At 41.4% G+C, this 14,110-nt stretch carries 17 protein-coding genes; all 17 read right to left on the bottom strand.

The features are described 5' to 3' along the window. Positions 1-16: 16 nt before the first annotated feature. The 17 genes from rpsQ to rpoC all read right to left on the bottom strand — a co-directional run bounded on the left by rpsQ (position 17) and on the right by rpoC (position 14,075). Positions 17-280, bottom strand: a complete 264-nt coding sequence (rpsQ, locus tag ACJ9PY_RS00750; RefSeq protein ID WP_048677887.1) for a 30S ribosomal protein S17 — start codon at positions 278-280, stop codon at positions 17-19. Between the two features lie 18 nt (positions 281-298). After that, on the bottom strand, positions 299-502 hold the full coding sequence (gene rpmC / locus ACJ9PY_RS00745; protein WP_034305010.1) for a 50S ribosomal protein L29: 204 nt from the start codon (positions 500-502) through the stop codon (positions 299-301). Continuing rightward, positions 492-926 (bottom strand): 50S ribosomal protein L16, encoded by a 435-nt coding sequence (gene rplP / locus ACJ9PY_RS00740; protein WP_034305012.1) that lies wholly within the window; start codon positions 924-926, stop codon positions 492-494. The genes rpmC and rplP overlap by 11 nt, the downstream gene beginning before the upstream one ends. A gap of 1 nt (position 927) precedes the next feature. Continuing rightward, positions 928-1,584 carry a 30S ribosomal protein S3 gene (gene rpsC, locus ACJ9PY_RS00735; protein ID WP_034305014.1) on the bottom strand — a complete coding sequence of 219 codons (657 nt, stop codon included), beginning with the start codon at positions 1,582-1,584 and terminating at the stop codon, positions 928-930. Between the two features lie 3 nt (positions 1,585-1,587). After that, positions 1,588-1,929, bottom strand: coding sequence for a 50S ribosomal protein L22 (gene rplV, locus ACJ9PY_RS00730; RefSeq protein WP_034305017.1), 342 nt, complete (start codon positions 1,927-1,929; stop codon positions 1,588-1,590). Between the two features lie 17 nt (positions 1,930-1,946). Then, the gene (gene rpsS / locus ACJ9PY_RS00725; protein ID WP_034305018.1) at positions 1,947-2,225 is read right to left on the bottom strand and encodes a 30S ribosomal protein S19; all 279 of its coding nucleotides are present in this window, start codon (positions 2,223-2,225) and stop codon (positions 1,947-1,949) included. A gap of 60 nt (positions 2,226-2,285) precedes the next feature. After that, on the bottom strand, positions 2,286-3,116 hold the full coding sequence (gene rplB, locus ACJ9PY_RS00720) for a 50S ribosomal protein L2 (protein ID WP_034305021.1): 831 nt from the start codon (positions 3,114-3,116) through the stop codon (positions 2,286-2,288). Between the two features lie 26 nt (positions 3,117-3,142). After that, positions 3,143-3,427: a 50S ribosomal protein L23 gene (rplW, locus tag ACJ9PY_RS00715; protein ID WP_034305023.1), complete on the bottom strand. Its 285-nt coding sequence runs from the start codon at positions 3,425-3,427 to the stop codon at positions 3,143-3,145. Continuing rightward, entirely contained in the window at positions 3,427-4,050 is a 624-nt protein-coding gene (gene rplD / locus ACJ9PY_RS00710; RefSeq protein ID WP_034305025.1) for a 50S ribosomal protein L4, read from the bottom strand. Before rplD ends, rplW begins: the two co-directional genes overlap by 1 nt. Positions 4,051-4,075: 25 nt before the next feature. After that, positions 4,076-4,705, bottom strand: coding sequence for a 50S ribosomal protein L3 (rplC, locus tag ACJ9PY_RS00705; RefSeq protein ID WP_048677885.1), 630 nt, complete (start codon positions 4,703-4,705; stop codon positions 4,076-4,078). Positions 4,706-4,745: 40 nt separating this feature from the next. Beyond that, positions 4,746-5,054 carry a 30S ribosomal protein S10 gene (gene rpsJ, locus ACJ9PY_RS00700; protein ID WP_019244375.1) on the bottom strand — a complete coding sequence of 103 codons (309 nt, stop codon included), beginning with the start codon at positions 5,052-5,054 and terminating at the stop codon, positions 4,746-4,748. Positions 5,055-5,464: 410 nt separating this feature from the next. After that, positions 5,465-6,652 carry an elongation factor Tu gene (gene tuf / locus ACJ9PY_RS00695; RefSeq protein ID WP_048677883.1) on the bottom strand — a complete coding sequence of 396 codons (1,188 nt, stop codon included), beginning with the start codon at positions 6,650-6,652 and terminating at the stop codon, positions 5,465-5,467. 121 nt (positions 6,653-6,773) lie between these two features. Next, on the bottom strand, positions 6,774-8,852 hold the full coding sequence (fusA, locus tag ACJ9PY_RS00690; protein WP_048677880.1) for an elongation factor G: 2,079 nt from the start codon (positions 8,850-8,852) through the stop codon (positions 6,774-6,776). A gap of 44 nt (positions 8,853-8,896) precedes the next feature. Then, positions 8,897-9,367, bottom strand: coding sequence for a 30S ribosomal protein S7 (gene rpsG / locus ACJ9PY_RS00685; protein WP_048677878.1), 471 nt, complete (start codon positions 9,365-9,367; stop codon positions 8,897-8,899). 41 nt (positions 9,368-9,408) lie between these two features. Continuing rightward, entirely contained in the window at positions 9,409-9,831 is a 423-nt protein-coding gene (rpsL, locus tag ACJ9PY_RS00680; RefSeq protein WP_034305038.1) for a 30S ribosomal protein S12, read from the bottom strand. A 104-nt stretch (positions 9,832-9,935) separates the two neighbouring features. Continuing rightward, positions 9,936-10,184, bottom strand: coding sequence for a 50S ribosomal protein L7ae-like protein (locus ACJ9PY_RS00675; protein ID WP_034305040.1), 249 nt, complete (start codon positions 10,182-10,184; stop codon positions 9,936-9,938). Between the two features lie 294 nt (positions 10,185-10,478). Beyond that, on the bottom strand, positions 10,479-14,075 hold the full coding sequence (gene rpoC, locus ACJ9PY_RS00670) for a DNA-directed RNA polymerase subunit beta' (RefSeq protein WP_053537043.1): 3,597 nt from the start codon (positions 14,073-14,075) through the stop codon (positions 10,479-10,481). Positions 14,076-14,110: the final 35 nt, after the last annotated feature.

Raw genomic sequence — 14,110 nt, 5'->3', positions numbered from 1 at the left:
CTTAATCCGAACTAGATTAAATGATTACTGCTTTTTCTACTACTTCTACAAGACGGAAGCGTTTTGTAGCTGAAAGTGGACGAGTTTCCATGATACGTACTACGTCGCCTGCTTTAGCTTCGTTTAGCTCGTCATGAGCTTTAAACTTTTTAGAATATTTCACGCGTTTACCGTATAAAGAATGCTTTTTATAGGTCTCTACAACAACTGTAACTGTTTTATCCATTTTGTCGGATACTACGCGTCCAGTGTAGATTTTGCGTTGGTTGCGTTCGCTCATTCTGCAAACCTCCATTCATTATCGATTAGTGACACCGATTTCTCTTTGACGAACAACTGTTTTCATACGAGCAATCGATTTGCGAACTTCACGGATGCGAGCTGTATTTTCAAGTTGTCCAGTAGCTAACTGGAAACGAAGATTAAATAGTTCTTCTTTAAGAGATTTTAGTTTTTGTTCAATTTCAGCAGTGGTTAGATCTTTGATTTCATTAGCTTTCATTTGTTTCACCACCAATTTCCTCTCTTTTTACAAACTTGCATTTGATTGGAAGTTTGTGTGCTGCAAGGCGCAATGCTTCTCTTGCCACCTCTTCAGATACACCAGAGATTTCAAACATAACTTTGCCCGGTTTAACAACTGCTACCCATCCTTCAGGAGCACCTTTACCGGAACCCATCCGTACTTCAAGCGGCTTAGCTGTGTAAGGTTTGCTTGGGAAGATTTTGATCCAAACTTTCCCTCCACGTTTCATATAACGAGTCATCGCAATACGAGCTGCTTCGATTTGACGGTTCGTGATCCAGGAAGCTTCTTGAGCTTGAAGTCCAAATTCTCCGAAGTGAACTTCAGTGCCGCCCTTAGCCATCCCTCTCATCTTACCGCGGTGTTCACGACGGTATTTTACGCGTTTTGGCAATAACATATTATTTTCCTCCTTCCTCAGATTTCTTCTTAGTAGGAAGAACTTCTCCACGGTAGATCCAAACTTTCACGCCTAGCTTACCGTAAGTAGTATCTGCTTCAGCATGAGCATAGTCTATGTCTGCACGAAGTGTGTGAAGTGGAACTGTTCCTTCGCTGTAATGTTCAGCACGAGCAATATCAGCACCGCCAAGACGACCAGAAACTTGAGTTTTGATTCCTTTTGCTCCAGAACGCATAGTACGTTGGATAGCTTGCTTTTGAGCACGACGGAATGAAACACGGTTTTCTAATTGACGAGCGATGTTTTCTGCAACCAATTTTGCGTCAAGATCTGCTCTTTTAATTTCGATGATATTGATATGAACTCTTTTGCCAGTCAACTGGTTCAAAGCTTTACGAAGTGCTTCGACCTCAGTACCGCCTTTACCGATAACCATTCCTGGTTTAGCAGTGTGGACAGATACATTGATACGGTTAGCTGCACGCTCGATTTCAACTTTTGAAACAGAAGCATCATTTAGACGTTTCGCGATATATTCACGAACTTTGATGTCTTCATGCAAAAGAACTGCGTAGTCTTTATCAGCGTACCATTTGGATTCCCAGTCACGGATTATCCCGATACGCATACCGATTGGATTTACCTTTTGACCCACAGATTACCCCTCCTTCTTTTCTGATACAACGATTGTAATATGACTAGTACGTTTGTTAATTGCACTCGCACGACCTTGAGCGCGAGGACGGAAACGTTTTAATGTTGGTCCTTCATTAACGTATGCTTCTGAAACGACTAGGTTATTAATATCCATTTCGTAGTTATGTTCTGCATTTGCGATAGCAGATTTCAGAATTTTTTCTACGACTGGAGAAGCAGATTTTGGTGTTAAGCGAAGAATCGCTACTGCTTCACCTACTTGTTTTCCTCGAATTAAATCTGCGACTAAACGCACTTTACGAGGAGCAATACGAACTGTTTTAGCGACAGCTTTAGCTTGCATGAGATGCCCTCCTCTCATTAACGTCTTGTTTTCTTGTCATCACTTGCGTGACCTTTATAAGTGCGTGTAGGCGCGAATTCGCCTAGTTTGTGACCTACCATATCTTCTGTTACATAAACCGGCACGTGCTTACGACCGTCATAAACGGCGATTGTGTGTCCGATGAATTGCGGGAAGATTGTTGAGCGACGAGACCAAGTTTTTACTACCTGTTTCTTGTCAGCTTCATTTAATTTTTCAACTTTTACCAATAAATGATCATCAACAAAAGGCCCTTTTTTTAAGCTACGACCCATGCGAGTACCTCCCTTCGTGACTGTTCTACGGTTCTATTTATGAACCGTAGCTCAATCCCGTTATTTTTTACGACGACGTACGATAAATTTATCGGATTTATTTTTCTTCTTACGAGTTTTGAATCCAAGAGTAGGTTTACCCCATGGAGACATTGGTGATTTACGTCCGATTGGCGCTTTACCTTCACCACCACCGTGTGGGTGATCATTCGGGTTCATTACAGATCCACGAACTGTTGGGCGTTTACCTAACCAACGGTTACGGCCAGCTTTACCAATGTTGATAAGTTCATGTTGTTCATTACCGACTTGACCGATTGAAGCACGGCAAGTAGCAAGAATCATACGAACCTCACCTGAGTTTAAACGTACAAGTACATAACGGCCTTCTTTACCAAGTACTTGAGCAGATGTACCTGCTGAACGGACTAGTTGTCCACCTTTTCCTGGTTTAAGCTCGATGTTATGAATTACTGTACCAACTGGGATGTTAATTAGAGGTAGTGCGTTACCCACTTTGATGTCAGCTTCTGGACCTGACATAACTTCCAAACCTACTTCTAGGTTTTTCGGAGCTAGGATATAACGTTTTTCTCCATCAACGTAATTAATTAATGCAATGTTTGCAGAACGATTTGGATCGTACTCAATAGTAGCAACGCGTCCTGGTATACCATCTTTATTCCGTTTGAAATCGATGATACGGTATTGACGCTTGTGGCCGCCACCTTGATGACGAACTGTTAACTTACCTTGGTTATTACGGCCGCCTTTGCTGTGTAAAGGAGCAAGTAATGATTTTTCCGGTTTGTCTGTAGTGATCTCAGCAAAATCGGAAGTTGTCATATTACGTCGACCGTTAGAGGTAGGTTTATACTTCTTAATCGCCATTTGTATTTCCCTCCTTCTCTAATGAATTAAGCCTCGAATAGCTCGATTTCTTTGCTGTCAGCAGTTAATTTAACAATAGCTTTACGGCGCTTGTTAGTATAGCCTGCATGTTTGCCCATGCGTTTGAATTTACCTTTGTAGTTCATGATGTTTACTTTCTCAACTTTAACGCCGAAAATTTCTTGAACAGCATCTTTAACTTGAGTTTTATTAGCTCTAACATCAACTTCAAAAGTATATTTCTTTTCAGCCATTATGTCTGAAGAGCGTTCAGTGATTACGGGGCGCTTAATGATATCGCGTGCATCCATTATGCAAGCACCTCCTCTACTTTTTCGACAGCTGATTTAGTCAAGATCAATTTGTTGTGTGAAACAACATCAAGAACATTAAGACCATCAGCTTCAACTACAGTAACACCAGGGATGTTACGTGCAGAAAGAGCAACTTTCTCATCTAAACCGTCAGTAACCACTAACGTTTTAGTATCTACAGAAAGGTTTTTAAGTACCGCTACAAACTCTTTTGTTTTTGGAGCTTCGAAAGACAAGCTCTCAAGTACCAAAATGTTCTCTTCCAATGCCTTTGCAGACAATGCAGATTTAATAGCTAAACGACGTACCTTTTTTGGTAGCTTGTAAGCGTAAGATCTTGGAGTTGGTCCAAAAACAACGCCACCGCCACGCCATTGTGGAGAACGGATAGAACCTTGACGCGCACGTCCAGTTCCTTTTTGTTTCCAAGGTTTACGTCCACCGCCTGCAACTTCAGAACGGTTTTTAACTTTATGAGTTCCTTGACGTAAGGAAGCTCGTTGCATGATGATTGCTTCAAATAATACGTGATTATTAGGTTCGATACCAAAGATGGATTCATTTAGTTCGATGTCGCCAACTTGTGAACCTGTTTGGTTGAACAATGTAACTTTTGGCATTCTATTGCTCCTCCTTTCTCAGAAATTACTTTGCTTTAACAGCAGATTTAACTTTGATCAATGCTTTTCTAGCACCAGGTACATTACCTTTGATCAATAGTAGGTTACGTTCAACATCAACTTTAACGATAGCTAAGTTTTGAACAGTGATTTGATCTCCACCCATACGTCCTGGTAAAAGTTTACCTTTGAATACGCGGTTTGGAGCTACAGGACCCATTGAACCTGGGCGACGGTGGTAACGAGAACCATGAGACATAGGTCCGCGAGATTGTCCATGACGCTTGATAGAGCCTTGGAAACCTTTACCTTTTGAAATTCCTGATACATCTACTAAATCGCCTTCAGCGAAAATACTAACATTGACTTCTTGACCGATCTCATATTCAGTAAGATCCGTTCCGCGGAATTCGCGAATGAAGCGCTTAGGAGTAGTATTTGCTTTTTCAACATGGCCCTTTTCAGGTTTGTTAGAAAGCTTTTCACGTTTGTTTTCAAAACCAACTTGAACTGCTTCATAGCCATCAGTTTCAACAGTTTTCTTTTGAAGAACCACGTTATTAGCAGCTTCGATAACTGTTACCGGAATAAGTTCACCGTTTTCAGCAAAAACTTGAGTCATACCGATTTTTCTTCCTAAGATTCCTTTGGTCATAAGTCACACCTCCTAGAGTAATTGTTCATATTTATATGAATTATAATTTGATTTCAATGTCAACGCCTGATGGTAAATCTAAACGCATCAATGAGTCAACTGTTTGTGGAGTTGGGTTAACGATGTCGATTAGACGTTTATGCGTACGCATTTCGAATTGTTCACGAGAATCTTTGTATTTATGAACCGCACGTAGGATCGTGTATACCGATCTTTCAGTAGGTAATGGAATCGGACCAGATACAGCCGCACCAGAACGTTTTGCAGTTTCAACAATTTTCTCAGCAGATTGATCAAGGATTCTGTGATCATATGCTTTTAAACGGATACGAATTTTTTGTTTTGCCATAATTTTCCCTCCTTTTCGCCTATTTTAAAATAGACCTTCTCAATGGAAATTTCCCACACACTCGCCATGGCAAAGCGGCCGGGTGTGTCAGCAACCTTCCATATCATCGCAGTCAAAGACCAACATTGTCTATTATACATATAACACAAGTGAAATGCAAGTCAAACTTATATTTTTCTTGTGCAACACACTTTTATTATTATACATACTATCACAAGTATTTACAAGTACATTCTACGAGGTCTTTCGTATCCATTTTCTTCATTTGTAATTATCAAGAAACCCATTAAGTAAACTCCAGTTATTATAGAAGAAAGTATGAATATCCTTTACAAATAAAAAAAGAAGCAGATGGCGTCCCATCTGCTTCTTCCGGAAGGCGTCCCTTCCAATATTGTTTTATCAATCAATTATTCTTGGATTGTAGCAACTACGCCAGCGCCTACAGTACGTCCACCCTCACGGATAGAGAATTTAGTACCTTCTTCGATAGCGATTGGAGCGATAAGTTCTACAGTCATTTCGATGTTATCTCCAGGCATAACCATTTCTACGCCTTCAGGAAGGTTACAAATACCAGTTACGTCAGTTGTACGGAAGTAGAACTGAGGACGGTAGTTTGTAAAGAATGGAGTGTGACGTCCACCTTCTTCTTTAGAAAGAACATAAACTTCAGCTTTGAACTTTGTGTGTGGAGTGATAGTGCTTGGTTTAGCAAGAACTTGTCCACGTTGGATATCTTCACGGGATACACCACGAAGAAGTGCACCGATGTTGTCACCAGCTTCAGCATAGTCAAGAAGTTTACGGAACATTTCAACACCAGTTACAGTTGTTGGTTTAGACTCTTCGTTGAAACCGATGATATCAACAACGTCACCGACTTTAACTTGTCCACGCTCAACACGACCAGTTGCAACTGTTCCACGACCAGTGATTGAGAATACATCCTCAACTGGCATCATGAATGGCTTGTCAGTGTCACGAGTTGGTTCTGGGATGTACTCGTCAACAGCTGTCATTAATTCATGAATTTTTTCTTCCCAAGCAGCGTCTCCTTGAAGAGCTTTTAGGGCAGATCCTTTGATAACTGGAATGTCATCGCCAGGGAATTCATATTCAGATAGTAGATCACGGATTTCCATTTCTACTAATTCAAGAAGTTCTTCGTCATCTACCATGTCGCATTTGTTCATGAATACTACTAGGTATGGTACACCTACTTGACGAGAAAGAAGGATGTGCTCACGAGTTTGTGGCATTGGGCCATCAGCAGCAGATACTACTAGGATTCCGCCGTCCATTTGTGCAGCACCTGTGATCATGTTTTTAACATAGTCAGCATGTCCTGGGCAGTCAACGTGTGCATAGTGACGAGTAGCTGTTTCGTACTCAACGTGTGCAGTAGAGATTGTGATACCACGTTCTCTTTCTTCTGGAGCACCATCGATTTGGTCATAAGCGCGAGCTTCAGCTCCACCAGATTTAGCAAGTACAGTTGTGATTGCAGCAGTTAGAGTTGTTTTACCATGGTCAACGTGACCAATTGTTCCAACGTTAACGTGCGGTTTTGAACGATCAAATTTAGCTTTTCCCATTAGGAATTCCTCCTTAAAATTATAAATAAAAAATTAAGTATATAGGGGCTGTGAAAGAAGACTAATTCTTCCATCACAGCTTACATAAGATAGTTATACTTTAATAAGAGATGAAAATCAATTATTCACCTTTATTTTTTTTGATGATTTCTTCAGAAATGCTCTTAGGTACTTCTTCATAATGATCGAAGTGCATAGAGAATGTTCCGCGTCCTTGAGTGTTAGAACGTAAAGATGTAGCATATCCGAACATTTCAGATAGTGGAACCATCGCTTTAACCATTTGCGTGTTACCGCGAGCTTCCATACCTTCTACACGACCACGACGAGATGTGATATCTCCCATGATGTCGCCTAGGTAATCTTCTGGAATAACTACTTCCACTTTCATGATCGGTTCAAGGATGACAGGACTACATTTAGATGCTGCATTTTTAAGTGCCATAGATGCAGCGATTTTAAATGCCATTTCGTTGGAGTCAACGTCATGGTAAGATCCGTCGAATAATTTAGCTTTGATGTCGACTAGCGGGTAACCAGCAAGTACACCACGGTCAAGTGAATCAACTAATCCAGCTTGTACAGCAGGGATATATTCACGTGGTACTACACCACCGACGATAGCATTTTCAAATTCGAATCCTTTACCTTCTTCGTTTGGACCAAATTCAATCCATACGTGTCCGAATTGTCCACGACCACCAGATTGGCGAACGAATTTACCTTCAACTTTAGCTGAACCACGGAAAGTTTCACGGTATGCTACTTGAGGAGCACCAACGTTTGCTTCCACTTTGAATTCGCGACGCATACGGTCAACAAGGATGTCCAAGTGAAGTTCACCCATACCAGCGATGATCGTTTGACCAGTTTCTTGGTCAGTATGCGCACGGAATGTTGGATCTTCATCTTGAAGCTTTTGTAAAGCTTGAGACATTTTGTCTTGGTCTGCTTTTGATTTCGGCTCAACTGATAGAGAGATAACTGGCTCTGGGAATACCATGGACTCAAGAATTACTTGGTTCTTGTCATCACATAGAGTATCTCCAGTTGTAGTATCTTTCAAACCAACGGCTGCTGCGATATCTCCTGCATATACAGTAGAAATTTCTTCACGGCTGTTTGCGTGCATTTGAAGGATACGTCCAATACGCTCACGTTTTCCTTTAGTTGAGTTGATTACATAAGATCCTGATTCTAGTGTACCAGAGTACACACGGAAGAATGTAAGTTTACCAACGTAAGGGTCAGTCATAACTTTAAACGCTAAAGCAGAGAACGGTTCAGAATCATCTGAATGACGTTCTACTTCATCTTCTGAATCCGGTAATGTACCTTTGATAGCTGGTACATCCAATGGAGAAGGAAGGAAGTCGATAACGTTATCAAGCATTAATTGAACACCTTTGTTTTTGAAAGCCGATCCGCAGATAACTGGGAAGAATTCAACATTAACGGTTGCTGTACGGATAGCTGCTTTTAATTCAGCGATGCTGATTTCTTCGCCGCCAAGGTATTTTTCCATTAAGTCTTCATTAACTTCTGCTACTGCTTCAATTAACTTTTCACGGTATTCTTCAGCTAATTCCCGGTGTTCTTCAGGAATTTCACCGATAGTGATATCAGTTCCTAGGTCATTACCGTAGAAATGAGTTTTCATTTCAATTAAGTCAATGATTGCAGAGAATTGATCCTCTGCTCCGATTGGTAACTGAACTGGGTGAGCGTTAGCTTGTAAACGATCGTGGATAGTTCCAACTGAATACAAGAAGTCTGCACCGATTTTGTCCATTTTATTTACGAATACGACACGTGGTACACCATAAGTTGTAGCTTGGCGCCAAACCGTTTCAGTTTGAGGCTCAACACCTGATTGGGCATCAAGTACAGCTACAGCTCCATCAAGTACGCGCAAAGAACGTTCAACTTCAACTGTGAAGTCTACGTGTCCCGGTGTATCGATGATGTTTACACGGTGACCTTTCCACTGCGCAGTTGTTGCAGCGGAAGTGATCGTGATTCCGCGTTCTTGTTCCTGTTCCATCCAGTCCATTTGTGAAGCACCTTCGTGCGTTTCACCGATTTTGTGAATTTTACCAGTGTAATAAAGAACACGTTCTGTTGTTGTCGTTTTACCAGCATCGATGTGAGCCATGATACCGATATTACGAGTGTTTGCTAAGGAGAACTCTCTTGCCATTTGTCTTTCTCCTTCCTTCTATAAGGATTTTATAGTGTTTAATCTTACCAGCGATAATGTGCGAAAGCTTTGTTGGCTTCAGCCATTTTGTGTGTATCTTCACGTTTCTTAACTGCTGCTCCAGTATTGTTGGCAGCATCCATGATTTCATAAGCTAAACGCTCTTCCATCGTTTTTTCTCCACGAAGGCGAGAGTAGTTTACTAACCAACGAAGTCCTAGAGTCGATTTACGGTCTGGACGCACCTCAACTGGTACTTGGTAGTTAGCTCCACCCACACGGCGTGCTTTTACTTCTAGTACAGGCATGATGTTTTTAAGTGCTTGATCGAAAACTTCGATCGGCTCATTGCCAGTACGTTCTTTGATTAAATCAAATGCAGAGTAAAGAATTTTTTGTGATTTACCTCTTTGTCCATCAACCATTAATTTGTTGATTAAGCGAGTCACAAGTTTTGAATTATATATTGGATCTGGTAATACGTCTCTTTTCGTTACAGGTCCTTTACGAGGCATTATATTTCCTCCTTTCAAGAAAGTTCAATTTTGGTTTTAGTTTATTTTTTTGCTGCTTTCGGACGCTTAGTACCGTATTTAGAACGGCCTTGCATACGATTGTTAACTCCAGCTGTATCAAGAGCACCACGTACGATATGGTAACGTACCCCTGGTAAATCTTTTACACGTCCGCCACGGATAAGAACCACGCTGTGTTCTTGTAGGTTGTGACCTATACCTGGGATATAAGCTGTTACCTCGATACCGTTTGTTAGACGTACACGCGCATATTTACGTAACGCGGAGTTTGGTTTTTTCGGTGTCATAGTACCCACACGAGTGCAAACACCACGTTTTTGCGGAGATGATACGTTAGTTTGTGCTTTTTTAAAGCTGTTGTAGCCTTTGTTAAGTGCTGGAGATTTTGAATTAACCTCTTTAGACTCGCGTCCTTTACGCACTAATTGATTAATAGTAGGCATTACATTTTTCCTCCCTTCACGTTTTCATTTCTAGTACCACACATCCAGGTGGTTCATAAATGGGTAAAAACAAAGTCTTTGCAAATATTATTGCAAAAACATTTTTACTTTTTAATGGCAACAGTTGCTGCTCCGACATCAATACCACATGCTTTGCCAAGCATTCTCATCGAATCAACATATGTGATAGGAACATCCAATTCTTTGGCGGTCTCAACGACACGCCCAGTCAAGTATATATCTGCATCATCAGCGATGATAACTTCTTGAATTAAATTGTTTTTAAGAGCTCTAACTGCTTGTTTCGTCCCTATAATCACTGACTTTGCCTGTATTACTTTTTCATAAGACATGGTCCATATCCTCCAAAGTTACAGGGTAACATAGGAGCACCTTTGCTATAGTATCATTATAAGTCGGATACTGTCAACTTCTTTCAAAAAAATAATTCAAGCAAAAGGTTTTCCTTACATAATTCTATTAAGATTTTCAATTTGCCCAAACGGAAATTATCAAATTCTCATAGGCTTTTCAGCCGGCCATGAGTAATAAGAGAGACCAGCTCAATAAATTCTGATCCTTCATCTCCTCCAATAGGAAACGGGAGTGTGGTTTTCAGTTTAAATTATTGAGCTGGTCCTTTTTCCTTAATCCACTGTTACTGTATCGGCACTTTCATCAACAACGACAGGGTTTGCTTTTCTGTATCTAAGCATTCCCGTTCCTGCAGGGACAAGTTTACCGATGATGACATTTTCTTTAAGCCCAAGCAATTCATCACGTTTTCCTTTTATTGCTGCATCAGTCAAGACCCTAGTTGTTTCTTGGAATGACGCGGCGGACAAGAAGGAATCCGTTTCAAGAGATGCTTTTGTGATACCTAGCAATACAGGACGGCCTGTAGCCGGTAATTTGTTGGTCAGCAATGCATCAGTGTTTGCAGTAGTGAACTGGTTGACATCCAATAATGTTCCTGGAAGCACTTCAGTTTCACCTGCATCAAGCACACGGACTTTACGCATCATTTGTCTAACCATTACCTCGATGTGCTTATCACCGATTTCAACACCTTGCATCCGGTATACTTTTTGAACTTCATGAAGCAGGTACTCCTGAACAGTAAGCACGTCTGTAACCTTCAGCAATTCTTTCGGATCGATGGAACCCTCTGTCAACTCTTCACCACGACGGACAGGTGTATCAACAGTTACTCTTAAACGTGCTGTGTACGGCGCAGTATATGTGCGTGATTCAACAGCACCTTGAACAACGATTTCCTGTTGTTTATCCCGAATTTCATTGATGGAAACAATCGTTCCTTCAATTTCGGAAATGACAGCTTGACCTTTAGGATTCCTTGCTTCAAATATTTCTTGGATACGAGGAAGACCTTGAGTGATATCGTCCCCGGCAACCCCACCTGTATGGAATGTACGCATCGTCAACTGTGTACCAGGTTCTCCGATTGATTGAGCGGCAATGATACCGACTGCTTCGCCCACTTCAACTTCTTGACCGGTAGCCAAGTTGCGTCCATAACATTTTTTACATACACCATGGCTGGTGTTACATGTAAAGGCAGAACGGATCCATGCTGTTTCGATTCCAAGTGATTCAATATAGTTAGCAAGATCTTCAGTAATAAGATCGTTTTCAGCCACGATTACTTCATTTGTTTCTGGATGTCTGATCGCTTTTCTTGCATAACGGCCAACTAGGCGCTCTTCAAGATGCTCAATTATTTCAGTACCCTCTCTCAAGGCTGAAATTTTCAAGCCGCGGTCCGTTCCACAATCGTCATCACGGATGATGACATCTTGGGCAACGTCAACAAGTCGACGGGTAAGGTAACCGGAATCGGCTGTTTTAAGTGCTGTATCGGCAAGACCTTTACGCGCACCATGTGTAGAGATGAAGTACTCCAACACGGTTAAACCTTCACGGAAACTTGATTTGATCGGTAATTCAATGATACGTCCAGCCGGGTTGGCCATCAAACCACGCATACCAGCAAGCTGCGTAAAGTTGGAAGCATTACCACGGGCACCGGAATCACTCATCATGAAGATCGGGTTGCGTCGGTCCAGGGAGTCCATAAGTTTGGACTGAATGGTATCCTTGGCAGCACTCCAAATCGAAATGACGCGATCATAACGCTCATCCTCAGTAATAAGACCGCGTCTGAATTGCTTCAAGACGTTATCCACTTTTGTTTGAGCCTCAGTAATGATTTCTTGTTTTTCTTTTAAAACGACAATATCAGCCACACCAACGGTAATACCAGCTTTTGTCGAATATTTGAATCCAAGATCTTTCATCCGGTCAAGCATTTTGGATGTTTCGGTAATTTTAAAGCGTTTAAAGACTTCCGCGATGATATTTCCAAGAATTTTCTTCTTGAAAGGATCGATAGCAGGTTGGGACTTAATCAATTCAGGGATATTAGCGCCCTTTTCCACAAAATATTTCTCTGGAGTTTTGGTTTCCAGATTATAACGTGTCGGTTCGTTAATATACGGGAATGATTTAGGTAAAATTTCATTGAAGATCAATTTTCCAACAGTCGTAATTAGAAGTTGGCCGTTTTGTTCTTCAGTGAATGTTTCATTATTTAGTGACGATGCATGTACGGCACAACGGGAATGTAAGTGTACATATCCGTTTTGGTATGCAAGTAATGCTTCACTTGTATCTTTAAAGATCATACCCTCACCGATAGCGCCTTCTCTTTCCAGCGTTAAGTAATAGTTACCTAATACCATATCTTGAGAAGGTGTAACGACAGGTTTACCATCTTTAGGGTTCAAAATGTTCTGTGCTGCAAGCATAAGCATGCGTGCTTCGGCTTGTGCTTCAGAAGATAGAGGAACGTGGACCGCCATTTGGTCACCGTCAAAGTCAGCGTTGTAAGCTGTACATACGAGCGGATGCAAACGAATTGCGCGACCTTCAACTAACGTTGGTTCAAATGCTTGGATCCCAAGTCTATGAAGAGTCGGTGCACGGTTCAATAGTACTGGGTGTTCTCTAATAACTTCTTCTAGGACATCCCATATTTCAGGAGATAAACGTTCAATTTTGCGCTTAGCGGATTTGATGTTATGCGCCAGACCTCTTTGAACAAGCTCCTTCATTACGAATGGTTTGAATAATTCAATCGCCATTTCTTTCGGAAGACCACATTGGTACATCTTTAAGTTTGGTCCGACTACGATAACGGAACGGCCAGAGTAATCAACACGTTTACCAAGAAGGTTTTGACGGAAACGACCTTGTTTACCTTTTAACATGTGAGATAAAGATTTTAACGGACGGTTACCTGGTCCAGTTACCGGACGGCCACGACGACCATTATCGATAAGAGCATCGACAGCTTCTTGCAGCATACGCTTCTCATTTTGAACGATAATGCTTGGTGCTCCAAGGTCCAGTAATCTTTTCAACCGATTATTACGGTTGATAACACGGCGATATAAATCATTTAAATCAGATGTGGCAAAACGTCCTCCATCAAGTTGAACCATAGGACGAAGCTCCGGTGGAATGACCGGAAGCACGTCAAGGATCATCCATGAAGGCTCATTTCCGGAGTTACGGAATGCTTCAAGCACTTCCAAGCGTTTGATTGCACGGGTTCTGCGTTGTCCTTGAGCTGTTTTAAGCTCCTCTTTCAACGACTCTACTTCCTTTTCCGTATCAATATCTTGTAAAAGTTTTTTAATAGCTTCCGCACCCATGGCAGCTTGGAATTTCTTACCGTATTTTTCACGGTATGTACGATATTCCTTTTCAGAAAGAAGCTGTTTCTTTTCTAAAGTCGTATCGCCCGTTTCAGTTACTACGTAAGATGCAAAGTAAATAACTTCTTCCAAAGCCCGTGGAGACATATCAAGAACAAGTCCCATACGGCTAGGAATTCCTTTAAAATACCATATGTGTGAAACTGGTGCTGCCAGCTCAATATGACCCATACGCTCACGACGCACCTTAGCACGGGTGACTTCAACGCCACAACGGTCACAGACTACGCCTTTATAACGAACACGTTTATATTTTCCGCAATGACATTCCCAGTCCTTTTGAGGTCCAAAAATTCTCTCACAGAATAAACCGTCTTTTTCTGGCTTTAACGTACGATAGTTGATTGTTTCTGGTTTTTTAACTTCTCCATGGGACCAAGAACGAATCTTGTCTGGTGAAGCAAGACCAATTTTCATATACTCAAAATTATTAACGTCTAACAAGGGGCCTACCTCCCTTTTAATCTCCAGGTTTAACC

It is taken from the genome of Peribacillus sp. S4 (assembly GCF_046715815.1).
Lineage (GTDB): Bacteria > Bacillota > Bacilli > Bacillales > DSM-1321 > Peribacillus > Peribacillus frigoritolerans.
Note: the sequence above shows the minus strand (reverse complement) of the source record. Positions and strands in the feature narration are given on the sequence as shown.